General features: G+C 59.5%; 21 protein-coding genes. 8 read left to right on the forward strand and 13 right to left on the reverse strand.

Annotation, left to right across the window (positions count from 1 at the left end; genetic code table 11):
- Window positions 1–21 precede the first annotated feature (21 nt).
- The 5 genes from ydcS to KW837_RS21585 all read left to right on the forward strand — a co-directional run bounded on the left by ydcS (window position 22) and on the right by KW837_RS21585 (window position 5,784).
- Window positions 22–1,173, forward strand: coding sequence for a putative ABC transporter substrate-binding protein YdcS (gene ydcS / locus KW837_RS21565; protein WP_218398520.1), 1,152 nt, complete (start codon window positions 22–24; stop codon window positions 1,171–1,173).
- A 211-nt stretch (window positions 1,174–1,384) separates the two neighbouring features.
- Window positions 1,385–2,422 carry an ABC transporter ATP-binding protein gene (locus KW837_RS21570; protein WP_218398522.1) on the forward strand — a complete coding sequence of 346 codons (1,038 nt, stop codon included), beginning with the start codon at window positions 1,385–1,387 and terminating at the stop codon, window positions 2,420–2,422.
- A 1-nt stretch (window position 2,423) separates the two neighbouring features.
- The gene (locus KW837_RS21575; RefSeq protein WP_218398524.1) at window positions 2,424–3,371 is read left to right on the forward strand and encodes an ABC transporter permease; all 948 of its coding nucleotides are present in this window, start codon (window positions 2,424–2,426) and stop codon (window positions 3,369–3,371) included.
- A complete protein-coding gene (locus KW837_RS21580) occupies window positions 3,361–4,185 on the forward strand; it encodes an ABC transporter permease (protein ID WP_123498071.1) in 825 nt (274 codons plus the stop codon). Before KW837_RS21575 ends, KW837_RS21580 begins: the two co-directional genes overlap by 11 nt.
- A gap of 174 nt (window positions 4,186–4,359) precedes the next feature.
- On the forward strand, window positions 4,360–5,784 hold the full coding sequence (locus tag KW837_RS21585; protein WP_218398526.1) for a gamma-aminobutyraldehyde dehydrogenase: 1,425 nt from the start codon (window positions 4,360–4,362) through the stop codon (window positions 5,782–5,784).
- Window positions 5,785–5,892: 108 nt separating this feature from the next.
- Here KW837_RS21585 and KW837_RS21590 read toward each other — a convergent pair whose 3' ends face one another.
- Window positions 5,893–6,078, reverse strand: coding sequence for a hypothetical protein (locus KW837_RS21590; RefSeq protein WP_123498061.1), 186 nt, complete (start codon window positions 6,076–6,078; stop codon window positions 5,893–5,895).
- 412 nt (window positions 6,079–6,490) lie between these two features.
- Here KW837_RS21590 and KW837_RS21595 point away from each other — a divergent pair, with 412 nt between their 5' ends.
- Complete coding sequence (locus tag KW837_RS21595; protein ID WP_218398528.1) at window positions 6,491–8,116, forward strand: glucan biosynthesis protein D; 1,626 nt, start codon at window positions 6,491–6,493, stop codon at window positions 8,114–8,116.
- Window positions 8,117–8,309: 193 nt separating this feature from the next.
- On the opposite strand, the gene KW837_RS21600 is transcribed toward KW837_RS21595, so the two are convergent.
- The 3 genes from KW837_RS21600 to KW837_RS21610 all read right to left on the reverse strand — a co-directional run bounded on the left by KW837_RS21600 (window position 8,310) and on the right by KW837_RS21610 (window position 12,003).
- The gene (locus KW837_RS21600; protein ID WP_192344170.1) at window positions 8,310–9,416 is read right to left on the reverse strand and encodes an NADH:flavin oxidoreductase/NADH oxidase; all 1,107 of its coding nucleotides are present in this window, start codon (window positions 9,414–9,416) and stop codon (window positions 8,310–8,312) included.
- A gap of 268 nt (window positions 9,417–9,684) precedes the next feature.
- Window positions 9,685–11,394, reverse strand: coding sequence for a single-stranded-DNA-specific exonuclease RecJ (recJ, locus tag KW837_RS21605; RefSeq protein WP_218398530.1), 1,710 nt, complete (start codon window positions 11,392–11,394; stop codon window positions 9,685–9,687).
- A 66-nt stretch (window positions 11,395–11,460) separates the two neighbouring features.
- Entirely contained in the window at window positions 11,461–12,003 is a 543-nt protein-coding gene (locus KW837_RS21610; RefSeq protein WP_007897614.1) for a YaeQ family protein, read from the reverse strand.
- A gap of 146 nt (window positions 12,004–12,149) precedes the next feature.
- On the opposite strand from KW837_RS21610, the gene KW837_RS21615 reads away from it, so the two are divergent.
- Together KW837_RS21615 and KW837_RS21620 are read left to right on the forward strand one after the other, a co-directional pair.
- Window positions 12,150–13,349 (forward strand): CaiB/BaiF CoA-transferase family protein, encoded by a 1,200-nt coding sequence (locus KW837_RS21615; RefSeq protein ID WP_192344168.1) that lies wholly within the window; start codon window positions 12,150–12,152, stop codon window positions 13,347–13,349.
- Entirely contained in the window at window positions 13,330–14,256 is a 927-nt protein-coding gene (locus KW837_RS21620; protein WP_218398532.1) for a TIGR02285 family protein, read from the forward strand. Before KW837_RS21615 ends, KW837_RS21620 begins: the two co-directional genes overlap by 20 nt.
- Window positions 14,257–14,426: 170 nt before the next feature.
- On the opposite strand, the gene KW837_RS21625 is transcribed toward KW837_RS21620, so the two are convergent.
- The 9 genes from KW837_RS21625 to secD all read right to left on the reverse strand — a co-directional run bounded on the left by KW837_RS21625 (window position 14,427) and on the right by secD (window position 24,919).
- Window positions 14,427–14,714 carry a DUF3509 domain-containing protein gene (locus KW837_RS21625; protein ID WP_218398534.1) on the reverse strand — a complete coding sequence of 96 codons (288 nt, stop codon included), beginning with the start codon at window positions 14,712–14,714 and terminating at the stop codon, window positions 14,427–14,429.
- A gap of 309 nt (window positions 14,715–15,023) precedes the next feature.
- Entirely contained in the window at window positions 15,024–16,379 is a 1,356-nt protein-coding gene (locus tag KW837_RS21630; RefSeq protein ID WP_218398536.1) for a transporter substrate-binding domain-containing protein, read from the reverse strand.
- Between the two features lie 133 nt (window positions 16,380–16,512).
- Window positions 16,513–17,922 carry a threonine synthase gene (gene thrC, locus KW837_RS21635; protein WP_038979090.1) on the reverse strand — a complete coding sequence of 470 codons (1,410 nt, stop codon included), beginning with the start codon at window positions 17,920–17,922 and terminating at the stop codon, window positions 16,513–16,515.
- Between the two features lie 66 nt (window positions 17,923–17,988).
- On the reverse strand, window positions 17,989–19,293 hold the full coding sequence (locus tag KW837_RS21640) for a homoserine dehydrogenase (RefSeq protein ID WP_134101880.1): 1,305 nt from the start codon (window positions 19,291–19,293) through the stop codon (window positions 17,989–17,991).
- A 132-nt stretch (window positions 19,294–19,425) separates the two neighbouring features.
- The gene (gene dsbC, locus KW837_RS21645; protein ID WP_218398537.1) at window positions 19,426–20,157 is read right to left on the reverse strand and encodes a bifunctional protein-disulfide isomerase/oxidoreductase DsbC; all 732 of its coding nucleotides are present in this window, start codon (window positions 20,155–20,157) and stop codon (window positions 19,426–19,428) included.
- 266 nt (window positions 20,158–20,423) lie between these two features.
- Window positions 20,424–21,320, reverse strand: a complete 897-nt coding sequence (gene xerD, locus KW837_RS21650; RefSeq protein ID WP_123498045.1) for a site-specific tyrosine recombinase XerD — start codon at window positions 21,318–21,320, stop codon at window positions 20,424–20,426.
- Between the two features lie 133 nt (window positions 21,321–21,453).
- Entirely contained in the window at window positions 21,454–22,005 is a 552-nt protein-coding gene (locus KW837_RS21655) for a glycine zipper 2TM domain-containing protein (protein WP_123498043.1), read from the reverse strand.
- 121 nt (window positions 22,006–22,126) lie between these two features.
- Complete coding sequence (gene secF / locus KW837_RS21660; RefSeq protein ID WP_192344166.1) at window positions 22,127–23,041, reverse strand: protein translocase subunit SecF; 915 nt, start codon at window positions 23,039–23,041, stop codon at window positions 22,127–22,129.
- 9 nt (window positions 23,042–23,050) lie between these two features.
- Window positions 23,051–24,919 (reverse strand): protein translocase subunit SecD, encoded by a 1,869-nt coding sequence (gene secD, locus KW837_RS21665; protein ID WP_192344165.1) that lies wholly within the window; start codon window positions 24,917–24,919, stop codon window positions 23,051–23,053.
- Window positions 24,920–24,964: the final 45 nt, after the last annotated feature.

Consider the following 24,964-nt stretch of genomic DNA (forward strand, 5'->3'; position numbering starts at 1 on the left):
ATTTAAAGAAGAGGGTTCACCATGCTTGTGCACAAGACCGCACTGCTCAGTGCAATCACCACGGCACTGCTGGCCAGCGCCAGCCTGCAGGCCGCCGAGCCGCTGAAAGCCGTCGGTGCCGGCGAAGGTCAGCTGGATATCGTCGCCTGGCCCGGCTATATCGAACGGGGCGAAACCGACAAGACCTACGACTGGGTGACCGGCTTCGAGAAGGAAACCGGCTGCAAAGTCAACGTCAAGACGGCCGGCACGTCTGATGAAATGGTCAGCCTGATGGCCAAGGGCGGTTACGACCTGGTGACGGCATCGGGTGATGCCTCCCTGCGGTTGATCGCCGGCAAACGTGTGCAACCGATCAACACCGCACTGATTCCCAACTGGAAAAATCTCGATCCGCGCCTCAAGGATGCACCGTGGTATGTGGTCAACAACCAGACCTACGGCACCCCTTATCAATGGGGCCCGAACGTGTTGATGTACAACACCAAGGTGTTCACGCAGCCACCTACCAGTTGGGGCGTGCTGTTCGAAGAGCAGAAGCTGTCCGACGGCAAATCCAACAAGGGCCGCGTGCAAGCGTATGACGGCCCGATCTACATCGCCGACGCGGCGCTGTACCTGAAAACCGCCAAGCCGGAACTGGGCATCACGGATCCTTACCTGCTCGACGAAAAACAGTACAAGGCCGTTCTCGACCTGCTGCGCGCCCAGCAAAAGTTGATCCATCGCTACTGGCACGACACCACCGTGCAGATGAGTGACTTCAAGAACGAAGGCGTGGTGGCTGCCAGCGCCTGGCCCTATCAGGTCAACGGCCTGATGAACGAGAAACAGCCGATCGCCTCGACCATCCCCAAGGAAGGCGCCACCGGATGGGCCGATACCACCATGCTGCACGCCGAGGCCAAGCATCCGAACTGTGCCTACAAGTGGATGGATTGGTCGCTCACGCCGAAGGTCCAGGGCGATGTGTCCGCCTGGTTCGGCTCTCTGCCGGCGGTCCCGGCGGGGTGTAAGGCAAGCGAACTGCTGGGCGCCGAGGGTTGCAAGACCAACGGTTTCGACCAGTTCGACAAGATCGCCTTCTGGAAAACCCCGCAGGCTGAAGGCGGCAAGTTTGTGCCTTATAGCCGCTGGACCCAGGATTACATCGCGATCATGGGTGGTCGTTAAGCCTCGGTAACACATTTAGCGAGGAACCCTTGTGGCGAGGGAGCTTGCTCCCGCTGGGTGGCGAAGCCGCCCCAAAACCAGTTTGGGAGTGCCATGCACTCCAGCGGGAGCAAGCTCCCTCGCCACAAAAGCCCATCGATCACGATTCAGATTTTTCAGAAGTCCAGACAAGGCCACTGTGATGATCCTCGCCTTTTCGGAGCAACGCACCATGACGCTTGCAGTCCAGTTCACCAACGTTTCCCGGCAGTTCGGCGAGGTGAAGGCCGTTGACCGGGTTTCTATCGATATCCAGGACGGCGAGTTCTTTTCCATGCTGGGCCCCTCCGGCTCGGGCAAAACCACCTGCCTGCGCCTGATCGCCGGGTTCGAACAACCGAGCGCGGGTTCCATCTGTATTCACGGCGCCGAAGCTGCGGGGTTACCGCCGTATCAGCGTGACGTGAATACTGTGTTCCAGGACTACGCGCTGTTCCCGCACATGAACGTACTCGACAACGTCGCCTACGGTTTGAAAGTCAAAGGTGTCGGCAAGTCCGAACGCCAAAAACGCGCCGAAGAAGCCCTTGATATGGTCGCCCTCGGCGGCTACGGCGAGCGCAAACCGGTGCAACTCTCTGGCGGCCAGCGCCAGCGTGTGGCCCTGGCCCGCGCGTTGGTCAATCGCCCGCGTGTGTTGTTGCTCGACGAACCCTTGGGTGCCCTCGATCTGAAGCTGCGCGAGCAAATGCAAGGCGAGCTGAAGAAGCTGCAACGCCAGCTCGGCATCACCTTCATCTTCGTTACCCACGACCAGACCGAAGCGCTGTCGATGTCCGACCGCGTGGCGGTGTTCAACAAGGGCCGCATCGAACAGGTCGACACACCGCGCAACCTGTACATGAAACCGGCAACCACGTTCGTCGCCGAATTCGTCGGCACGTCCAACGTGATTCGCGGCGATCTGGCCCGGCAGTTGAGCGGCAATCCACAGCCGTTTTCGATCCGCCCGGAACACGTGCGTTTCGCCGAAGGCCCGCTGGCCAGCCATGAAATCGAAGTCAGTGGCCTGCTGCACGACATCCAGTACCAAGGCAGCGCCACCCGCTATGAACTGAAACTGGAAAACGGCCAGACGTTGAACATCAGCCAGGCCAACGTTCAGTGGCTGGATGTCAGCACGCAACACCAGACCGGGCAACGCATCAGCGCTCGTTGGGCGCGCGAGGCGATGATCCCGCTGCACGACAATATTGTGGGCGGGGTGTGAGATGAACAGCGTGGCCGCTCCTCAAACCCCTGCCAGCGGCTCGCCGTTGCGCCGGTTTTCGAACGTGCTGTACCGGCGGCCGAACCTGTATCTGTCGCTGCTGCTGGTGCCGCCGCTGCTGTGGTTCGGTGCGATCTACCTCGGTTCGCTGTTGACGTTGTTGTGGCAAGGCTTCTACACCTTCGATGACTTCACCATGACGGTCACCCCCGACCTGACCCTGGCGAATTTCACCGCACTGTTCCAGCCGTCGAACTTCGACATCATCCTGCGCACCCTGAGCATGGCCGTCGTCGTGTCGATCGCCAGTGCGGTCGTGGCGTTCCCGATCGCCTACTACATGGCGCGCTACACCACCGGCAAGACCAAGGCGTTTTTCTACATCGCGGTGATGATGCCAATGTGGGCCAGTTACATCGTCAAGGCCTATGCCTGGACTTTGCTGCTGGCCAAGGGCGGCGTGGCCCAGTGGTTCGTTCAGCACCTGGGGCTGGAACCGGTGTTGCAGTTCGTGCTCGGGATTCCGGGTGTCGGCGGCAGCACCTTGTCGACCTCGCATCTGGGGCGATTCATGGTGTTCGTCTACATCTGGCTGCCGTTCATGATCCTGCCGATCCAGGCCTCACTGGAACGCCTGCCGCCGTCGCTTTTACAAGCTTCGGCCGACCTCGGTGCCAAACCGCGTCAGACCTTCATGCAAGTGATTCTGCCGCTGTCGATTCCGGGCATCGCCGCCGGTTCGATCTTCACCTTTTCGCTGACCCTGGGCGATTTCATCGTGCCGCAACTGGTGGGCCCGCCGGGCTACTTCATCGGCAGCATGGTCTACGCCCAGCAAGGAGCGATCGGCAATATGCCGATGGCGGCGGCCTTCACGCTGGTGCCGATCGTGCTGATCGCCATTTACCTGTCCATCGTCAAACGTCTGGGGGCTTTCGATGCGCTCTGATACTTCATCTCAAGATCGGGCATCCCTGGGCCTGCGCATCGCTGCCTGGGGCGGGTTGGTGTTCTTGCACTTCCCGATCCTGATCATCTTCCTCTACGCCTTCAACACCGAAGACGCTGCGTTCAGCTTTCCGCCCAAGGGCTTCACCCTGAAGTGGATCGGCGTGGCGTTCTCCCGGCCCGACGTGCTGGAAGCGATCAAGCTGTCGTTACAAATCGCGGCCGTCGCCACATTGATTGCGCTGGTCCTGGGCACCCTCGCGTCGGCGGCGTTGTACCGGCGGGACTTCTTCGGCAAGCAAGGCATCTCGCTGATGCTGATCCTGCCGATTGCCCTGCCCGGGATCATCACCGGGATCGCGCTGCTGGCGACGTTCAAAACGCTAGGGATCGAACCGGGGATGTTCACCATCATCGTCGGCCACGCGACCTTCTGCGTGGTGATCGTCTACAACAACGTCATCGCCCGCTTGCGCCGCACTTCATACAGTTTGATTGAGGCCTCGATGGACCTCGGCGCCGACGGCTGGCAGACCTTCCGCTACATCGTCCTGCCGAACCTCGGCTCGGCGATGCTGGCCGGTGGCATGCTGGCGTTTGCGCTGTCGTTCGACGAAATCATCGTCACCACCTTCACCGCCGGCCATGAACGCACCTTGCCACTGTGGCTGCTCAACCAGCTCAGCCGCCCACGGGACGTGCCGGTCACCAACGTCGTCGCGATGCTGGTGATGATGGTGACCATGCTGCCGATCCTCGGCGCCTATTACCTGACCCGTGGCGGCGAAAGCGTTGCGGGCAGTGGCGGGAAATAACGGACAACGCATTTCCGGTGTGGGAACCAGATCCTGTAGGAGCGAGGCTTGCCCGCGAAGGCGGTGTGTCAGTCGACATTAATGTTGAATGTAAAATCGCCTTCGCGGGCAAGCCTCGCTCCTACGGGAGTTCGGTTCCGACAGAAATACAACAGCTTCGATGAGGACATAGCCATGCAAACCAAACTCTTGATCAACGGCCAACTCGTCAATGGCGACGGCCCCGCCCAAGCCGTGTTCAACCCGGCTCTGGGCCGTGTGCTGGTAGAAATCAACGAAGCCAGCGAAGCCCAGGTCGACGCCGCCGTGCGGGCCGCCGACAACGCCTTCCAAGCCTGGTCGCAAACCACGCCGAAAGAACGCTCGTTGCTGCTGCTCAAACTCGCCGACATCATCGAAGCCCATGGCGAAGAGCTGGCCAAACTGGAGTCGGACAATTGCGGCAAACCCTACAGCGCCGCGCTGAACGACGAGATTCCGGCGATTGCCGACGTGTTCCGTTTTTTCGCCGGCGCCAACCGTTGCATGAGCGGCGCGCTGGGAGGGGAATACCTGCCGGGCCACACCTCAATGATCCGCCGCGACCCGGTGGGCGTGATTGCCTCCATCGCGCCGTGGAACTACCCGCTAATGATGCTCGCCTGGAAAATCGCCCCGGCCCTGGCCGCCGGTAATACCGTGGTGCTCAAACCGTCGGAGCAAACCCCGCTGACCGCCCTGCGCCTGGCAGAACTGGCGTCGGACATCTTCCCGGCGGGCGTGCTTAACCTGGTGTTCGGTCGTGGTCCTACGGTCGGTACCGCACTGGTCAATCATCCGAAAGTGCGCATGGTGTCGCTGACCGGCTCCATCGCCACTGGCTCGAACATCATTTCCAGCACCGCCGGCAACGTCAAACGCCTGCATATGGAACTGGGCGGCAAGGCGCCGGTGATCATCTTCGACGATGCGGACATCGACGCCGCCGTGGAAGGCATTCGCACCTTCGGTTTCTACAACGCTGGCCAGGATTGCACCGCAGCCTGCCGCATTTACGCGCAAGCAGGCATCTACGACCAGTTCGTCGAGAAACTCGGTGCGGCCGTCAGCAGTATCAAGTACGGCTTGCAGGACGATCCCTCGACGGAGCTTGGCCCGTTGATCAGCGCCCAACATCGCGACCGCGTGACCGCGTTGGTCGAACGTGCGATGGCGCAACCACACATCCGTTTGATCACGGGTGGCAAAGCGGTGGAAGGCAATGGCTTCTTCTTTGAGCCAACGGTGCTGGCCGACGTGCAACAGGACGACGAGATCGTGCGCCGCGAAGTGTTCGGGCCGGTAGTGTCGGTCACCAGGTTCACCGATGAAGCGCAGGCGCTGGCCTGGGCCAACGATTCAGACTACGGCCTGGCGTCATCGGTCTGGACCACGGACGTCGGCCGCGCCCATCGCCTGTCTGCACGCCTGCAGTACGGCTGCACCTGGGTGAACACCCACTTCATGCTGGTCAGCGAAATGCCGCATGGAGGTCAGAAACTGTCCGGTTACGGGAAGGACATGTCGATGTATGGGCTGGAGGATTACACCGTTGTGCGGCATGTGATGTTCAAGCATTAAAAGCTTCGCGGGCAAGCCTCGCTCCTACAGGAGCGCGTCGTTTGATCGACACAAAACCTGTAGGAGCGAGGCTTGCCCGCGAATGTCATGGCCGAAGCCATCACCTCCTCAAAACCGCGAAACACTGCGCATCGCATCCACCAGATACCGCATCGCAATCCGGTCATTCTCCGACAGCTCGCGATACCGCTCCACCAACTTCAACTCCTCCGAACTGAGCCGACGCCTTCGCCGACCGGTGGTCAGCCAGGGAAAGATTCCTAATATTTCAGTGATGCCTTGTACTTTCGACATGGACGATGTCCTTCTATACGTCAGAGAAAACTGCAAAACCGCATCGCCCTATCACTTTCAGCGGCCGTCTTGTACGCGCTGAACCCACCGGCCTGAAGGGCCGAAACCGGTCATGCCCATAGAATAGAAATTAAATCGGCGCTGAAAAGCGGTTTTTAGAGTAATTAGTCGAAAAAAGCAGATATGCCCTATAAATCAGAAAGTGCTGTGAGAAACGTTACCTGACATGTCTTGTTTCATTGCCGCGCTGTCGCGGTGCCATCAAACATTTTTGCTCTGCAACTGAACGGTTTAAGCTTATTGGCATCTGCTCTAAAGTCCGTTGTGTTTGGCCGAAGGCATGTCCGAACCGTTATTTCAGATCCAGCACGTGCCAGGAACGGCGCGGGATTGTTCACGACAGGTTGTACTTATGCACCGCAGGAATTTGCTCAAAGCCTCCATGGCCATCGCGGCTTACACTGGTCTCTCAGCCACCGGCCTATTGGCCGCACACGCCTGGGCTGGCAGCAGCACGGCTGATGGCGACGCTGTGGCGTTCGACTTCGAAGCGCTGAAGAGCCAGGCCAAACAGCTCGCCGGCAAGCCTTATCAGGACACCAAACAGGTGCTGCCGCCGACGCTGGCGACCATGACACCGCAGAACTTCAACGCGATCCGCTACGACGGCAATCACTCGCTGTGGAAGGACTTGAAAGGTCAACTGGACGTGCAGTTTTTCCACGTCGGCATGGGTTTCAAGCAACCGGTGCGCATGTACAGCGTCGATCCCAAGACTCGACTGGCGCGCGAGGTGCATTTCCGCCCGTCGCTGTTCAACTATGAAAAAACCACCGTTGACACTAAACAGCTCAAGGCCGATCTGGGTTTCTCCGGGTTCAAGCTGTTCAAGGCTCCGGAGCTGGATAAGCACGACGTGTTGTCGTTCCTCGGCGCCAGCTATTTCCGCGCGGTGGATGCCACCGGCCAGTACGGTTTGTCGGCCCGCGGCCTGGCGATCGATACGTACGCCAAGAAGCGTGAAGAGTTTCCGGACTTCACCAAGTTCTGGTTCGAGACACCAGACAAGGACAGCACCCGTTTCGTGGTTTACGCCCTGCTCGATTCGCCGAGCGCCACTGGCGCCTACCGTTTTGACATCGATTGCCAGGCCGAGCGTGTGGTGATGGAAGTCGACGCCCACGTCAATGCCCGCACCGCCATCGAGCAACTGGGCATCGCACCGATGACCAGCATGTTCAGCTGCGGCACTCACGAACGGCGCATGTGCGACACCATTCACCCGCAAATCCACGACTCTGATCGCCTGGCGATGTGGCGCGGTAACGGCGAATGGATCTGCCGCCCGCTGAACAACCCGGCCACCCTGCAATTCAATGCCTTTGCCGACACCGACCCTAAAGGTTTCGGCCTGGTGCAGACCGATCACGAGTTCGCCAATTATCAAGACACCGTCGACTGGTACAGCAAGCGCCCGAGTCTGTGGGTAGAACCTACAACCGCTTGGGGCGAAGGCTCTATCGATTTGCTGGAAATTCCTACAACCGGCGAAACCCTGGATAACATCGTTGCATTCTGGACGCCGAAAAAACCGGTCGCGGCCGGGGACTCCCTCAACTATGGCTACAAGCTCTATTGGAGCGCTCTGCCACCGGTGAGCACACCGCTGGCACGGGTCCACGCGACCCGTTCGGGCATGGGCGGTTTCATTGAAGGCTGGGCGCCGGGCGAGCATTACCCAGAGGTCTGGGCACGACGCTTTGCCGTGGACTTCACCGGCGGCGGTCTGGACCGCTTGCCTGAAGGCGCGGGGATCGAGCCGGTGGTGACCTGCTCGAATGGCCAAGTGAAGGACTTCAACGTGTTGGTGCTCGATGACATCAAGGGCTACCGCATTACCTTCGACTGGTACCCGACCAATGACAGCGTGGCCCCGGTGGAGCTGCGGTTGTTCATTCGCACCAATGACCGGACGTTGAGTGAAACCTGGTTGTACCAGTATTTCCCGCCTGCACCTGATAAGCGTAAGTACATCTGAGAGTTAGTCGGGGTCTGAAATGGCCCCTTCGCGGGCAAGCCTCGCTCCTACGGGATCGGTGATTAATGCTACGCCCCCTTGTAGGAGCGAGGCTTGCTCGCGAAGACGGCCGAACTGCCGACCAACATCCCGAACCAGAAATCAAAAAGCCCCGGTCAACACGACCGGGGCTTTTTGGTTTTACAGCGGCCTTCTAGTCACGCAAATCCGATTCATGAATCGGCTGGTCGCGATGGGTGGCCCGCTGGTATTGCGCCGGCCAGACAGCTTTGTGCCCGCCCAGATCGTCATCGGCATGCAGCGGCCAATACGGATCACGCAACAACTCCCGGGCGAGGAAGATGATGTCGGCCTGACAGGTACGCAGAATGTGCTCGGCCTGGGCCGGTTCGGTGATCATTCCTACAGTGCCAGTGGCAATGCCTGACTCCTTGCGTACGCGCTCGGCGAAACGGGTCTGATAACCCGGGCCTGTAGGAATCTCGGCGTTCACCGCCGTACCGCCCGATGAGACGTCGATCAGGTCCACGCCCAGATCTTTGAGGCGTCGCGCCAGCTCCACGGTTTCATCGGGGTTCCAGCCGTCCTCCACCCAGTCGGTGGCCGACACCCGCACAAACACCGGTAACTCTTCAGGCCACACGGCTCGCACCGCTTCGGTGACTTGCAGCACCAGCCGAATCCGATTCTCGAACGAACCGCCGTACTGATCGCGCCGCTGATTGCTCAGGGGCGAAAGAAATTGGTGCAACAGGTAACCGTGGGCGGCGTGTACTTCGACCACTTTGAAACCGGCGGTCAGCGCCCGTTTGGCCGAATCGACGAAGGCCTGAATGACGTCAGCGATCTCGCCCTCATCGAGCTGCTTGGGTGGTGTGTGCTGGGGGTCGAAAGCGATCGGCGAAGGGCCGACCGGGGTCCAGCCGCCGTCTTCCGGCTTGACGCTGCCATGCTTGCCGAGCCACGGCCGATGCGTACTGGCCTTGCGCCCGGCGTGCGCCAACTGGATGCCGGCAACGGCACCCTGGGCAGCGATGAAGCGCGTAATACGCTGCAAGGATTCGATCTGTTGATCATTCCAGAGACCGAGGTCCTGGGCGGTAATCCGCCCATCAGCGGTGACCGCCGTGGCTTCGGTGAATACCAGACCAGCGCCGCCGATAGCACGGCTGCCGAGGTGGACCAGATGCCAGTCATTGGCCAGCCCATCGACGCTGGAGTATTGGCACATCGGTGACACCGCGATGCGGTTAAGCAGGGTCAATTGACGAAGGGTATAGGGTTCAAGCAGCAGACTCATGGGGCACCTCTCGAATCAGTGGGCAGGCTCCAGGGTTCTGTTTGAATAGTCGACGAGTGACAGGAAAAAGGGTGCAGCACCCGCCCCCGCGGGCAAAAAATTCGACAAGACGTCACAAGGATAATCAAGCAGTGCTTAGAGACTAGTCGACATCGGGGGATGAGGGAGGGTTTAGAGAGATTCGGTGTGAGGGAAATTGCTATCGCGGGCAAGCCTCGCTCCTACAGATTTCGGTGATCTGTAGGAGCGAGGCTTGCCCGCGAAGGCCTTAACGCGGTTCGATGTGGGCAATCATCAGCTGCACGGTCTCGTTACCGCGAAACTCGTTGAGGTCGAGTTTGTAGGCCAATTCCACCCATTTGATGGTCGGATTTGGCCAGATATCACGGTCGATACCGAAGGCAATGCCGTCAAGCTTCACCGAACCGCATTCACTTTTCAGCACCACTTTGAGGTGCCGCTCACCCACGACGCGTTGCTCGACCAACTGGAACACCCCATGAAACAGTGGCTCCGGGAAGTGTTGCCCCCAAGGCCCGGCGTGGCGCAGGGCGCGGGCCAGTTCCAGGTGAAACTCTTCGACCGCCAAGGTGCCATCCGACAGCAGGCGCCCGGTCAGGTCTTCTTCACGCAATTGCCTACGCACTTCAGCGTCAAAGGCCTCGGCAAACAATGGAAAATTCGCTTCCGGCAACGTCAGACCTGCCGCCATGGCGTGGCCGCCGTATTTGCTGATCAGGTTCGGATGCTGCGCCGCCACCACGCTCAAAGCGTCGCGAATATGAAAGCCCTGAACCGAACGCCCCGAGCCCTTGAGCAGGCCATCGCCGGCATCGGCAAAGGCAATGGTCGGACGGAAATAGCGCTCTTTCATACGCGAGGCGAGGATTCCGATGACGCCCTGGTGCCACTCGGGATCGAACAGGCACAGGCCGAACGGCATCGATTCCACCGGCAGATCCTTGAGCTGTGCCAGCGCCTCACGCTGCATGCCCTGCTCGATGGATTTGCGGTCCTGGTTCATGCCGTCCAGTTGAGCGGCCATTTCACGGGCAGCACCCGTGTCTTCGGTGAGCAGGCATTCGATGCCCAAGCTCATGTCATCCAGACGCCCTGCCGCGTTCAGACGCGGGCCGAGGATGAAGCCCAGGTCGGTGGAGGTGATGCGCGAATGGTCACGCTTGGCCACTTCAAGGATCGCCTTGATTCCCGGCCGCGCACGCCCGGCGCGAATCCGCTCCAGCCCCTGATGCACCAGAATCCGGTTGTTGGCATCCAGCGGCACCACGTCGGCAACGCTGCCCAGTGCCACCAGGTCCAGCAGTTCGCCAATGTTCGGCTGCGGCGTGCTCTCGTACCAACCCAGGCTGCGCAAGCGCGCGCGCAGGGCCATCAGTACATAGAAGATCACCCCGACGCCGGCCAGGGCTTTGCTCGGAAACTCGCAACCCGGCTGGTTCGGATTGACGATGGCATCGGCCAACGGCAGTTCATCGCCGGGCAAGTGGTGATCGGTGACCAGCACCTTGAGCCCGGCCTTTTTCGCCGCTGCCACGCCTTCGACGCTGGAGATACCGTTGTCCACGGTGATCAGCAGGTGCGGCTCGCGGGTCAGCGCCACCTCGACGATTTCCGGCGTCAGGCCGTAGCCATACTCGAACCGGTTCGGCACCAGATAGTCGACATGCGCCGCGCCCAGCAGGCGCAAACCCAGCATGCCCACGGTACTGGCCGTCGCACCATCGGCGTCGAAGTCGCCGACGATCAGTATCCGCTGACGTTGCTCCAGGGCCGTCACCAGCAAATCCACCGCCGCATCGATACCTTTGAGCTGCTGATACGGAATCAGCCGCGCCAGGCTCTTGTCCAGTTCAGCCTCGGACTGCACGCCACGCGCCGCGTAAAGGCGGGTCAGCAGCGGTGGAATATCACCGAGGAATGGCAGGGTGTCGGGCAACAGGCGAGGTTCGATGCGCATGGGGTGACAGGTGCTTCTCTTGAATACGTAGGATAAAACCGGGTAACGCGGTTCAGCGGCGAATAATCAGCCGCGTTCACCGCTCAGCCATTGCAACTGGACTTCGTGCTGACCACGGTCGTCGGTGACGAAAATCGTTCCTTCGCTGATCATCACATCCCACTTGATAACGCGCGGCATGTCCTTGGCCAGGGTTTCCAGCACTTCCTGAGGCACAGCGGCGATGTGGACGTTTTTCAGGTTTTTGATCGCCGGGATCACTTTGGTTTCCCAGACACGCAGGCTGCCGTAAGCCAGCAGGCTGGTGCGCTCGGTGCGGCGCGAGCACCAGGTCAGGCGATCGGCGTCTGGCTGGCCGACTTCAATCCAGTGCAGGACACGATCATCCAGGCTCTTTTCCCACAGCGCTGGCTCATCCACGTCTGACAGACCGCGACCGAAGGACAACTGCTCGTTGTACCAGAAGGCGTAGGCCAGCAGCCGCACGGTCATGCGCTCTTCGGTTTCCGAAGGGTGACGGGCGATGGTCTGCTTCACGCTCTCGTAGACGCTGCGGTCGAGGTCGGTGAGGTTCAGTTCAAACTTGTAGGTCGTGGACGGCTGGGCCATGAACGGGCTTCTTGATACGAGGAAAGGCGGCAAGTCTAACCGATGCAACCGGCAATCAACGAATTGAAGGCATCAACTTTGGGCGATGGGCGTCGGCCTATGTTAAAACTCTGCATTCGCTCAGCCTTTGTCCTACAGGATTCAGTATGCCGTTCTCCAACAAACCGCTCTGCGGTCTGAAAGTCATCGAATTGGGTACGTTGATTGCCGGGCCGTTTGCCTCGCGTATTTGCGGCGAGTTCGGCGCCGAAGTGATCAAGATCGAGTCTCCGGACGGCGGCGATCCGTTGCGCAAATGGCGCAAGTTGTATGAAGGCACTTCGCTGTGGTGGTTCGTTCAGGCGCGTAACAAGAAGTCTTTGACCCTGAACCTGAAACACCCGGATGGCCTGGCGATTCTGAAACAGCTGCTCAGCGAAGCGGACATTTTGATCGAGAATTTTCGCCCCGGCGTGCTGGAAAAGCTTGGCCTGGGCTGGGACGTCTTGCATGCACTGAACCCGAAACTGGTGATGGTGCGGCTTTCGGGCTTTGGCCAGACCGGGCCGATGAAAGATCAGCCAGGCTTCGGCGCGGTCGGTGAGTCCATGGGCGGCCTGCGCTACATCACCGGGTTCGAGGACCGGCCGCCGGTGCGCACCGGGATTTCCATCGGTGATTCGATAGCCGCGCTCTGGGGCGTGATCGGCGCACTGATGGCCTTGCGGCATCGCGAGGTCAACGGCGGCTTGGGGCAAGTGGTGGACGTGGCGTTGTACGAAGCGATCTTCGCCATGATGGAAAGCATGGTCCCGGAGTTCGACGTGTTCGGCTTCATCCGCGAACGCACCGGCAACATCATGCCGGGCATCACGCCCTCCTCGATCCATACCAGCGCTGATGGCAAACACGTACAGATCGGCGCCAACGGCGATGCGATCTTCAAGCGTTTCATGCTGATCATCGGCCGCGAAGACCTGGCCAACGACCCTGTGCTGGCCAGCAACGACGGACGTGACAGCCGTCGCGACGAGATTTACGGGGTGATCGATCGCTGGGTCAACTCTCTGCCGCTGGACGCGGTGATCGAGCAACTGAACCAGGCCGACGTTCCTGCCAGCCGGATCTTCAGTGCCGAAGACATGTTCAGTGATCCGCAGTACCTGGCCCGGGAAATGTTCCTGCAAGCCAAGCTGCCCGACGGCAAGGACTTCAAGATGCCCGGCATTGTGCCAAAACTCTCTGAGACACCCGGCAGCTCCGAATGGGTCGGGCCGCAGCTGGGTGAGCACAATGCGCAGGTGCTCCACGACCTTGGCTACGACTCGGCACAGATCACACGGTTGCGTGAAGACGGGGCCATCTAAGCTGAAGCGCCTGCTTTCATCCGCAATCGATTACGCCGGCATCGGGCGTGTGCTGGTGCTGCTCGGGCTGTTGGCGGGGCTGATATCCCCGGCCCTGGCGCAACCTAAGGAACATTTGTTCTGGCTGCTGCGCGACCTGCCGCCACTGACGGTCTTCGAAGGCCCGAAAAAAGGCCAAGGCGTTATCGATCAACTGATGCCGCTGTTGATCGCCGGGATGCCACAGTACGAACACACCCTGATGCGGGTCAATCGCGCCCGTGGCATGCAAATGCTCCATGAGAAATCTTTCACCTGCGACCCCTCGCTGATCTGGAGCGAGGAGCGCGAACACTGGATTGCGTTTTCCATACCGGTCTTCCGGGCAGTCAGCAATGGGCTGGTGATCCGACGTGAAGATCGGTCGGCACTGGAGCCTTTTCTCTTTGGCGATGAAGTCGATCTGGCAGCACTGTTGGCCAGCGGACGAGAGAAAGTCGGTGTAGTGGCCGAGCGCCGTTACGGTCAGTTCCTCGACACGTTGCTGCAACAAGCGCCGCCCGGCGTGCTGACGGCTCACTACGGCAACGACGCCCTCGGCAATCTGTTGCAGATGCAGCGCCTGGGTCGCTTGCAAGTGGTCTTGGGTTACTGGCCGGAAATCCGCTATCAGGCTCGTCAGGAACATATTGCCGATGATCAGTTAGAGTTTTATCCGGTCAAAGGCACGGGCAAATACTTGTCCGGGTACATCGGTTGCTCGAATACGCCCCAGGGGCGACAGGCAATCAGTGAAATCAATCAGCTATTGCGCGCCCTGCCCCGCGAGCGCCTGGACCCGCTGTACGCCGACTGGCTCGACCCCCAAAGACGCAAGGACTACCTGGAAGAAACCCGGGCCTTTTTCGAGCGTCAGGCCGCGCAGTGACAAATCGCAGGCAAAAAGAAACCCCGAGAAGTGGGGAGACGACTCGGGGTTAAACGTGGCCTACATAAAGACCAGTAGCAACAAGCTACAAGCACCGGAGCACAATGCTTGATCCTGCTGTTACATGGTCTGACTGACCTTGGCGCAGGAAGGTTCCCACAAAAAACAATTCAATTTCGGCTGGCCAGGATCTTGTCCTGAGCAGCATTGCGCAACGCCGCGATGACACAGGGCTCCAGACGTCCTTCAGCGATCAGCACGTCGCGGTGCAGCCCGTCGACGACATCCGTCAGCAGACGTTTATCGGTTAACTGGGCCTGATTGAACGCCCGTTCGACCACGATAGCGCCGCTCGTACTCTTCAGTGTCACCAGGCATTCGCCATGGGCACCCGATGGGGTCAACTTGACCTGATACGGGCTTAGAGCCTCACCGAGCAATAGACTGATACTTTCCATCTCGATCACCACTCAATAGTCCGAAAACAAAGTGCCTGGGGTTGTCCACAGTAAATGACCACAGGCCCGAGAAGAAAGTTCTGGATTCCAACGGCAGGCGCACCGGCGCCTCTGGTAACTAGAGCATGCACGGTCAAGATGACAGTAAAAAAACAGCTGATTCACGCTTAATGCCAGGTGCAGAACCTGTGGGAGCGGGCTTGCTCGCGAAGGCGGTGTGCCAGGCCATATTAATGTCGACTGACACTCCTTCTTCGCGAGCAAGCCCGCTCCCACAGGGATTGCGCCTGACTGACAGGTATTGCCGATTCATGCCTGCCTTGTACGCTTGCCGATATCGCTCCATCCGCCCAGCAGTCCTCGCAATTGACCGTCCGCACTGTAAAACGGCACCGTCCACTGGTAGATATCCCTGACACCATCCTTGAACATCAACTGACGTTCACTGAAGCGAGTCTTGCGAGTACCGAGCTGAGCCATGAACTCGGTGTGCAGCTGCTCGGCGGTATCTTTGGGCAAGACATCGACTTCGATCAGTTGCCGACCCTGTACCTGGTCGAAACGGGTCGACAAGTTCTCCTCATAACTTTTATTGCACATGATCAAACGCCCCTCCAGATCACGCACGAACATCGGATCGGGCATGGCGTCTATCAACGCATGCTGAAATGCGAGCTGGTCATTAAGGTCTTTCTCGGCATCCCGACGTTGCTCGATCAGTGCGGCGAGCCGACGGTTCCACAGCAATGAAAGCAGGCCGAACAGGCTAACGATGAACAGGCTCCAGCAGCCCCACTGGGTTATCCGCTGCCAGGCCGAGGGCGCATGTACCGGTGCAATTCCATTCAGCCATTTCAGCCGTATGGCGCGTAGCTCTGCAGGCGGGAATGCTTCGAGCGCCTTGTTGAGGATGCTCAATAGGTGCGGCTGTCCTTTGCGGACCGCCAAGTGATCAGCCTCCCACTTGCCCTCCACCGCAGGCCCTACCTTGAGCCGGTCCGAGGGATAAAGCTGCGCACCGATTTCATTTTCTATGGTGGCGTAGGCCTCGCCACTTTCCACCAGCGCCAAGGCTTCAGCGTAGGTTTTGACCAGGCGCAGCTCAATCGCCGGGTAATCACGACGAATCACACCCTCCAAGGCGTGCCGGGCCGGCAATACCAGGACTCTTCTGGAAAGTTGTTCCAGGGACTGTAACGCTGGTGTGTCGGCCAGTCCCACGAGTACCCAACCCGCCCCGCCGAATGCATGGCTGAAATCCAGGAACACCTTGCGCTCGTCATTTATTGCCAACGTCGTGCTCATGTCCGCCGCGCCGTTTTCCAGTTGTTCCAGCAGTTGATCGGTAGAAAACGACTCTTCATGGACGAACCGCAGCCCTGTCATGGCGCTGATTCGGTCGAGCACATCGTTGTTCAAACCGCTCCAGTGACCATAATCATCCTTGAACAGGTACAGCGGGTACTGCGCCGACGCGACAACGACCTCGGGATGATCACGAATCCATTGCAGCTCCTGAGCATCCAGCTCAATGCGTGCGACGGCGGTTGACGCCCTGGAATCATGTGCCACCAATTGCGCTGCCTTTACCCACGGCCCGAAGCCCAGGGTGCCCAGCAAAAACATCCAGCACACGGCTGGTCTAAACCCTCTGAAAAACAGCATTGCCACTTCCTTGGTAATCGTCTCGCCCGTCCTTCATGGGCGGCTCTTCTTTTACGAAACCCGGCAAGTGTGGCATGCAGAAATGAGAAAGCCCGTCAGGAGACGGGCTTCAAAATGTGACAGCTTTTACCGGTTACAGCGGCTTGCCGCGGTTGCCATGCTGACTGACAAAGGCCTGTACGGCTTTCAGGTCGTTCGGCAACACGGTGCAACGCTCATCTCGCTCAAACAAATCAGAAAGATGTGCAGGTAGTTCGAGTGCTTTTCCTACACCGGCTTTTTCCACTGCGTCCGGGAATTTGACCGGATGGGCTGTACCGAGGATCACCATCGGGATATCCAGGCTGCGACGGCATTCGCGCGCGGCCTTCACGCCGATGGCAGTGTGCGGGTCCAGCAGCTCGCCGGTTTGCTCAAAGACTTCGGCAATGGTTTCGCACGTTTGGGCGTCGTCCACGGCCAGCGAATCGAACAGTTTGCGTGCCTCGGTCCAGCGCTCCTCTTCGACGCTGAAACCGCCGCCCTGCTTGAAGGTGTCCATCAAGCCGGCTATTGCCGCGCCGTTGCGACCGTGCAGGTCGAACAGCAGGCGTTCGAAGTTCGACGAGACCATGATGTCCATGGAGGGCGACAGTGTGGCGTGCAGGGTTTCCTTGACGTACTGATTGCCGCTCATGAAGCGGTGCAGGATGTCGTTGCGGTTGGTGGCGACGATCAACTGGTTGATTGGCAGGCCCATGTTGCGCGCCAGGTAACCGGCGAAGATATCGCCGAAGTTGCCGGTTGGCACCGAGAACGACACCGAACGCGCCGGGCCACCCAGCTGCAGGGCTGCGTGGAAGTAGTAAACGATCTGGGCCATGATCCGCGCCCAGTTGATCGAGTTCACCGCCACCAGGCGCGTGCCCTTGAGGAAGCTCTGGTCGGCGAAGCTGGCCTTGACCATTTCCTGGCAGTCATCGAAGTTGCCTTCGATGGCAATGTTATGGATGTTTTCACCGAAGATGGTGGTCATCTGGCGACGCTGCACTTCGGACACACGGTTGTGCGGGTGCAGGATGAAGATGTCGACGTTTTCGCAGTGCTTGCAGCCTTCGATGGCGGCCGAACCGGTGTCACCGGAGGTGGCGCCAACAATCACCACGCGCTCACCGCGCTTTTCCAGCACATAGTCGAGCAGACGACCCAGCAGTTGCAGGGCGAAGTCCTTGAATGCCAGGGTCGGGCCGTGGAACAGCTCCAGTACCCATTCGTTGCCATTGAGCTGACGCAGTGGCGCAACGGCGTTGTGGGAAAACACGCCATACGTTTCTTCAAGAATCTTTTTGAAATCGGCATCGGGAATGCTGCCGGTCACGAACGGGCGCATTACCCGGAAGGCCAGCTCGTGATACGGCAGGCCGGCCCAGGAAGCGATCTCTTCCTGGGTGAAACGTGGCAGGTTTTCCGGCACATACAGGCCGCCGTCCGTGGCCAAACCTGCCAGCAGGACGTCTTCAAAATTCAGGGCCGGTGCCTGGCCGCGGGTACTGATATAACGCATGACTGGCTCCAATAGACAGTGTTCGCAATGCCGGGCTCGCGTGCGGGCCCGGTGAACGATAACGGCTTAGTTCAGGTGCTCGACGCGGATTCGTACGACCGGGCCGACCACGCCTTCCAAGGCCTCCAGGGCGGTGATCGCGTCGTTCATGTGCTGTTCCAGCACACGGTGCGTCAGCAGGATCATTGGCACCAGACCGTCATGCTCTTCGACTTCTTTCTGCATGATCGATTCGATGTTGATGCCGCGCTCCGACAGGATGCTCGCCACCTGAGCCAACACGCCCGGATGGTCCTTGGCCTGAATGCGCAGGTAGTAAGCGCTTTCGCAGGCTTCGATCGGCAGGATCGGATGGGCCGACAGCGAATCCGGCTGGAAAGCCAGGTGCGGCACGCGGTTTTCCGGATCGGAAGTCATGGCGCGAACCACGTCCACCAGGTCGGCGATCACCGACGAAGCCGTCGGCTCCATGCCGGCGCCGGCGCCGTAGAACAGGGTCGAACCGGCAGCATCGCCGTTGACCATCACCGCGTTCATCACGCCGTTGACGTTGGCGAGCAAGCGATCGGCCGGGATCAGCGTCGGGTGCACACGCAACTCGATACCGGCCGCGGTGCTGCGCGCCACGCCCAGGTGCTTGATGCGATAGCCCAGCGCTTCGGCGTAGTTCACGTCAGCGGTGGTCAGCTTGGTGATGCCTTCGGTATAAGCCTTGTCGAATTGCAGCGGGATACCGAATGCAATGGACGCCAGGATCGTCAGCTTGTGGGCTGCATCGATGCCTTCGACGTCGAAGGTCGGATCGGCTTCGGCGTAACCCAGGGCTTGCGCCTCAGCGAGTACGTCTTCGAAGGTGCGACCCTTTTCACGCATTTCGGTGAGAATGAAGTTGCCAGTGCCGTTGATGATCCCGGCCACCCAGTTGATGCGGTTGGCGGACAAACCTTCGCGGATCGCTTTGATCACGGGAATGCCGCCGGCCACGGCCGCTTCGAACGCCACGATCACGCCCTTCTCGCGAGCCTTGGCAAAAATTTCATTACCGTGAACGGCAATCAGTGCCTTGTTCGCGGTGACCACATGCTTGCCATTCTCGATGGCCTTGAGTACCAGCTCGCGGGCAACGGTGTAGCCGCCCATCAGCTCTATAACGATGTCGATCTCAGGGTTCGTGGCCACTTCGAACACATCGTTGGTAATCGCAATACCGGTCGTCTGGAACTGAGGCTTTGGCGTGCGCATGGCAATTTGTGCCACTTCGATTCCACGCCCGGCACGACGAGCAATTTCCTCGGCGTTGCGCTGAAGTACGTTGAAGGTACCGCCACCGACGGTCCCTAACCCACAGATGCCTACTTTGACCGGTTTCACTGTGAACTCCCCATAAAACGGCCGACTCAAGGCCGGCCGTGAAAACAACCGCATACTCGCGGCTCTCTATTAATGGCCCGACAATGTTGCCGCCAGACCATGATCGTCAAGGCTGACCGTGACGATGCGAAACTATTTCGCGCCCAGTGCCAGTTTGGCGACTTGTGGCGCAGGCTGGTAGCCCGGAATGACCTGTCCGTCGGCCAAAACGATGGCCGGTGTACCGTTCACGCCGATCGACTGACCGAGGGCGAACTGCTTGGCTACCGGGTTCTCGCACTTGGCGGCCTTGATTTCCTTGCCATCGACCATTTTGTCCATGGCCGCTTTCTTGTCCTTGGAGCACCACACCGCTTGCAATTGCTCGTCACCCGGCGAGCCCAGGCCCTGGCGCGGGAACGCAACATAACGCACTTCGATACCCAGCTTGTTCAGCTCCGGTACTTCCGCGTGCAGCTTGTGGCAGTACGGGCAGGTGGTGTCGGTGAACACGGTGATGTGTGATTTGGTTTCGCCGATGGCCGGGTAAACCACGGTTTCAGCCACTGGAATGTTATTGATCAGTTTGGAAATGCCCAGGCGCTCGGTCTTCTCGGTCAGGTTGACCGGTTTGCCGTCCTTGAGCTGGAACAGGTAACCCTGAACGACGTATTGGCCATCGGCGCTGGCATAGAGCACACGGCTGCCCTTGAGTTTGACTTCATACAGGCCTGGCAACGGGCTGGCGGTGATGCTTTCGACCGGCACGTCGAGTTCGAGGGTTTGCAGGCTTTTACGAATGGCTTTGTCGGCCGTGTCATCGGCGATGGCAAAGGTGCTGACCAACGCAATGGCTGCGGCGGCGAAAATCTGGGTCAGACGCATGAGAACTCCTGAAGGCGGACAAATGGGACGATCAGAACACCCGTGCCGAAACACCGGGTCATAACCGCCCATCGTGCAAACCGGCAAAGCCTACCACATAAGGCCAGTGTGGCCGACTCCCGGTGATGCAAGGCATCCTGAAGGCTCTGGCTTCTATGTGGGAGCGGGCTTGCTCGCGAATGCGGTGTGTCAGGCAACATCAATGTTGAATATCAGGCCTCCTTCGCGAGCAAGCCCGCTCCCACATAAAACCACTCTCACATCGGTTAGCCACGTGGGTGATGCTTGGCGTGCAGGTCCTGCAAACGTGCGCGGGCGACGTGAGTATAGATCTGGGTGGTCGACAGATCGCTGTGGCCGAGCAACATTTGCACCACGCGCAAATCGGCGCCGTGATTGAGCAAGTGTGTGGCGAAGGCATGGCGCAGGGTATGTGGAGACAACGACTTGCCGATCCCGGCGACCTTGGCCTGGTGTTTGATGCGATGCCAGAAGGTCTGGCGGGTCATCTGCTCGCCGCGCAGGCTGGGGAATAGCACATCGCTGGGACGCCCGCCCAGCAACTCGCCACGGGCATCGCGCATGTACCGCTCGACCCAGACAATCGCCTCCTCGCCCATCGGCACCAGTCGTTCCTTGCTGCCCTTGCCCATCACCCGCAGCACGCCTTGGCGCAGGTTGACCTGTTCCAGCGTCAGGCTGATCAGCTCCGTGACCCGCAAGCCACAGGCGTAAAGCACTTCCAGCATGGCGCGGTCTCGCTGGCCGATGGCTTCGCTCAGGTCTGGCGCGGCCAGCAGCGATTCCACATCGGCTTCCGACAAGGACTTAGGCAACGGCCTGCCTAGCTGGGGCATATCGACACGCAACGTCGGATCGACTGCGATCAGCTTTTCCCGCAATAAATAGCGATAGAAGCCACGCACACCGGAAAGAAACCGCGCCGTGGAACGGGGTTTGTAGTTTTGCTCCAGGCGCCAGGCCAGGTGATCGAGGATCAACTCGCGACCGGCGTTGATCAACTCCAGGCCCTTTTCCTGCAACCAACCGTTGAACAAGGCCAGGTCGCTGCGATAGGCATCGCGGGTATTATCGGAAAGGCCTTTTTCCAGCCACAGGGCGTCAAGGAACTGGTCTATCAGGGGATGATCAATGGCAGGCATGGGGTCTCGGACAGGCAGGCGTAAGGCCGCAAAAAATGAGGAGTCTTTCATAGCACGTTGGCGGCGAACATAAAATTCAGGCACAAAAAAAGCATCCCTCTCGAGATGCTTCTTTTTGCTTGAGGCGCTCAGCTTATTGTTGGGCCGGTTCGTTCTGCCCCAGGATCAACTTGCCTTCCTTGTCGACCGGAATCTGGTTGCCCGGATCGCGATCCATCCGCACTTTGCCTTCCTTGCCATCCAGCGAATAACGAACGTCGTAGCCTACAACCTTGTCGCTGATGTCATTCACGGTGTTACAGCGGGTTTGAGTGGTGGTGTAGGTGTCACGCTCCTGCATGCCTTCCTGCACCTTGTTGCCCGCATAACCGCCGCCGACCGCACCGGCCACTGTGGCGATTTTCTTGCCTGTACCGCCGCCGATCTGGTTGCCCAACAGGCCACCCGCCAGCGCGCCGACCACCGTACCGGCGATCTGGTGTTGATCTTTCACCGGCGCTTGCCGGGTAACCGTAACGTCCTTGCACACTTCACGTGGAGTCTTGATTTGTGTCTTGACCGGTTCAACGGCCAACACTTGCGCATACTCAGGGCCGCTTTTAACCAGGTTGTAGGTGGCAACAGCACCCCCGGCAGTGACACCGACAGCACCCAATACCGCACCAACCAGCAACGACTTGTTCACATGAACCTCCTGACCATCACAAACGGGACAAACCCGCGCTTCTCCCAGCCTTGGAGCATAAAAAAAGGCGCGAGTTCAATACTCGCGCCTTCTCGGGCTACAGCTGGAAAAGCGATAACCGTTATGGGCGGTCGTCGACTTCGGTCTCAGCCACCGCAGCAGGAATCAGGTCCTCGCTGCTCAGGTTCAGCCAGATCAGCACCACGTTCGCGATGTAGATCGACGAGTAAGTACCCGCCAGAACACCGATGAACAGGGCAATGGAGAAGCCGAACAGGTTGTCGCCACCGAAGAACAACAAGGCCGCGATCGCCAGCAAGGTGGAGATCGACGTCGCCATGGTCCGCAGCAGGGTTTGCGTGGTCGAGATGTTGATGTTCTCGATCAGGCTGGCCTTGCGCAGTACCCGGAAGTTCTCACGAACCCGGTCGAATACCACGATGGTGTCGTTGAGCGAGTAGCCGATGATCGCCAGCACCGCCGCCAGTACCGTCAGGTCGAAGGTGATCTGGAAGAACGACAGGATACCGATGGTCACGATCACGTCGTGGATCAGCGAAACGATCGCACCTACCGCAAACTTCCACTGAAAGCGGAAAGCCAGGTAGATCAAAATGCCGCCCAGCGCCATCAGCATGCCGAGGCCGCCCTGATCGCGCAGTTCTTCACCGACCTGAGGGCCGACGAACTCGACACGCTTGACCTGGGCCGGGTTGTCGCCGCCGACTTTTTGCAGCGCTTCAGCCACCTGGTGACCCAGTTGCGGGTCTTCGCCAGGCATGCGCACCAGAAGATCGGTAGTAGCACCGAAGTTCTGCACGATGGCTTCGTGATAACCCGCTGTCGCCAGCTGCTCACGCACCTTGGTGACGTCAGCCGGACGCTCGTAGGTCAGCTCGATGAGCGTACCGCCGGTGAAGTCCAGGCCCCAGTTCATGCCCTTGGTGGCGACACTGAACAATGCCAGTGCGGTAAGGAACAATGTGACGCCGAACGCAACGTTGCGAACGCCCATGAAGTTGATTGTACGTAACATGGCAGCCCCTTAAATCCACAACTTCTTGAAGTCACGACCGCCGAAGATCAGATTGACCATCGCGCGGGTCACCATGATGGCCGTGAACATCGAGGTAAAGATCCCGAGGGACATGGTCACTGCGAAACCCTTGACCGGGCCGGTGCCCATGGCGAAGAGAATCCCGCCGACCAACAAGGTTGTCAGGTTGGCGTCGAGAATCGCGGTGAATGCCCGGCCGAAGCCTTCGTTGATTGCCCGCTGCACGGTCATGCCGGCCGCGATCTCTTCACGTATCCGCGAGAAGATCAGTACGTTGGCGTCGACCGCCATACCCATGGTCAATACGATACCGGCGATACCCGGCAGGGTCAGCGTTGCGCCCAGCAACGACATCAAGGCCAGCAACATCACCATGTTCACCGTCAGCGCGACGGTGGCGATGAGACCGAAGAAGCGGTAGATGGCCATGATGAACAGCGAGACAAACAGCATGCCCCACAGCGATGCATCGATACCTTTGGTGATGTTGTCAGCACCCAGGCTTGGGCCGATGGTGCGCTCTTCAGCGAAGTACATCGGTGCCGCCAGACCACCGGCACGCAGCAGCAGCGCCAATTCGGACGATTCGCCCTGGCCGTTCAGGCCAGTGATGCGGAACTGGGCACCCAGCGGCGACTGGATGGTCGCCAGGCTGATGATCTTCTTCTCTTCTTTAAACGTCTGAACCGGTACGTCTTTCTCGACGCCGTTGACCACTTGCTTGGTGTAAGTGGTGACCGGACGTTGTTCGATGAAGATCACCGCCATGCTGCGGCCGACGTTGCTGCGAGTCGCACGACTCATCAGCTCGCCGCCGTGGCCATCCAGACGGATGTTCACTTCTGGCGTGCCGTGCTCGCCGAAGCCAGCCTTGGCGTCTGTCACCTGGTCACCGGTGATGATCAGACCACGCTCGATCAGCGCCGGAGGACGCTTGCCTTCACGGAACTCGAATTCCTCGGAAGTAGCTTTCGAAGCACCAGGCTCAGCCGCCAGACGGAACTCAAGGTTGGCCGTCTTGCCGAGGATACGCTTGGCTTCTGCAGTGTCTTGCACGCCCGGCAGCTCAACCACGATGCGGTTGGCGCCTTGGCGCTGAACGATAGGTTCGGCAACCCCCAGCTCGTTGACGCGGTTACGTACCGTGGTCAAGTTCTGCTTGATGGAGTATTCGCGGATTTCCGCCAGCTTGGCCGGGGTCATCGCCAGACGCAGTACCGGTTGGCCATTGAGGTCGGCCGGAACAATGTCGAAATCGTTGAAGTTCTTGCGAATCAGCGCACGCGCTTCTTCACGGGCTGCTTCATCAGTGAAGCCCAGCTGAATGGCACCACCCAGTTGCGGCAGGCTGCGATAGCGCAGACGCTCTTTACGCAACAGGCTCTTGACGTCGCCTTCGTAGACTTTCAGGCGTGCATCGAGGGCTTTGTCCATGTCCACTTCCAGCAGGAAGTGCACGCCACCGGACAAGTCCAGACCCAGCTTCATCGGGTGCGCGCCAAGGCTGCGCAGCCATTGCGGGGTGGTTTGTGCCAGGTTCAGTGCAACGACGTAGTCATCACCCAATGCCTTGCGTACGACGTCTTTGGCTGGCAGCTGATCTTCAGCCTTGGTCAGACGGATCAGACCGCCCTTGCCGCCCGCAGCCAGGGTGGCCGCCTTGACGTTGATCCCGGAGTCCTTGAGCGCGCTGCTCACACGATCCAGATCAGCCTGAGTAACCTGCAGTGCAGTGCTTGCACCGCTGACCTGAATGGCCGGGTCATCAGGGTATAGATTGGGAGCGGAATAAATCAGACCGACCGCCAGCACCGCCAGGATCAGAATGTATTTCCACAGAGGGTATTTGTTCAGCATCACGCCGCCCGCTTATGACGCGGGGCGCCTTGCGCGCCCCGTCGA

Origin of the sequence: Pseudomonas sp. PDM24 (assembly GCF_019218905.1) — a bacterium.
GTDB lineage: Bacteria > Pseudomonadota > Gammaproteobacteria > Pseudomonadales > Pseudomonadaceae > Aquipseudomonas.

Bases quoted from the DNA above. Each gene is read 5' to 3' on its own strand.
- ydcS (WP_218398520.1), top strand. From the start codon at position 22: ATGCTTGTGCACAAGACCGCACTGCTCAGTGCAATCACCACGGCACTG.
- KW837_RS21570 (WP_218398522.1), top strand. From the start codon at position 1,385: ATGACGCTTGCAGTCCAGTTCACCAACGTTTCCCGGCAGTTCGGCGAG.
- KW837_RS21575 (WP_218398524.1), top strand. From the start codon at position 2,424: ATGAACAGCGTGGCCGCTCCTCAAACCCCTGCCAGCGGCTCGCCGTTG.
- KW837_RS21580 (WP_123498071.1), top strand. From the start codon at position 3,361: ATGCGCTCTGATACTTCATCTCAAGATCGGGCATCCCTGGGCCTGCGC.
- KW837_RS21585 (WP_218398526.1), top strand. From the start codon at position 4,360: ATGCAAACCAAACTCTTGATCAACGGCCAACTCGTCAATGGCGACGGC.
- KW837_RS21590 (WP_123498061.1), bottom strand. From the start codon at position 6,078: ATGTCGAAAGTACAAGGCATCACTGAAATATTAGGAATCTTTCCCTGG.
- KW837_RS21595 (WP_218398528.1), top strand. From the start codon at position 6,491: ATGCACCGCAGGAATTTGCTCAAAGCCTCCATGGCCATCGCGGCTTAC.
- KW837_RS21600 (WP_192344170.1), bottom strand. From the start codon at position 9,416: ATGAGTCTGCTGCTTGAACCCTATACCCTTCGTCAATTGACCCTGCTT.
- recJ (WP_218398530.1), bottom strand. From the start codon at position 11,394: ATGCGCATCGAACCTCGCCTGTTGCCCGACACCCTGCCATTCCTCGGT.
- KW837_RS21610 (WP_007897614.1), bottom strand. From the start codon at position 12,003: ATGGCCCAGCCGTCCACGACCTACAAGTTTGAACTGAACCTCACCGAC.
- KW837_RS21615 (WP_192344168.1), top strand. From the start codon at position 12,150: ATGCCGTTCTCCAACAAACCGCTCTGCGGTCTGAAAGTCATCGAATTG.
- KW837_RS21625 (WP_218398534.1), bottom strand. From the start codon at position 14,714: ATGGAAAGTATCAGTCTATTGCTCGGTGAGGCTCTAAGCCCGTATCAG.
- KW837_RS21630 (WP_218398536.1), bottom strand. From the start codon at position 16,379: ATGCTGTTTTTCAGAGGGTTTAGACCAGCCGTGTGCTGGATGTTTTTG.
- thrC (WP_038979090.1), bottom strand. From the start codon at position 17,922: ATGCGTTATATCAGTACCCGCGGCCAGGCACCGGCCCTGAATTTTGAA.
- dsbC (WP_218398537.1), bottom strand. From the start codon at position 20,157: ATGCGTCTGACCCAGATTTTCGCCGCCGCAGCCATTGCGTTGGTCAGC.
- xerD (WP_123498045.1), bottom strand. From the start codon at position 21,320: ATGCCTGCCATTGATCATCCCCTGATAGACCAGTTCCTTGACGCCCTG.
- secF (WP_192344166.1), bottom strand. From the start codon at position 23,041: ATGTTACGTACAATCAACTTCATGGGCGTTCGCAACGTTGCGTTCGGC.
- secD (WP_192344165.1), bottom strand. From the start codon at position 24,919: ATGCTGAACAAATACCCTCTGTGGAAATACATTCTGATCCTGGCGGTG.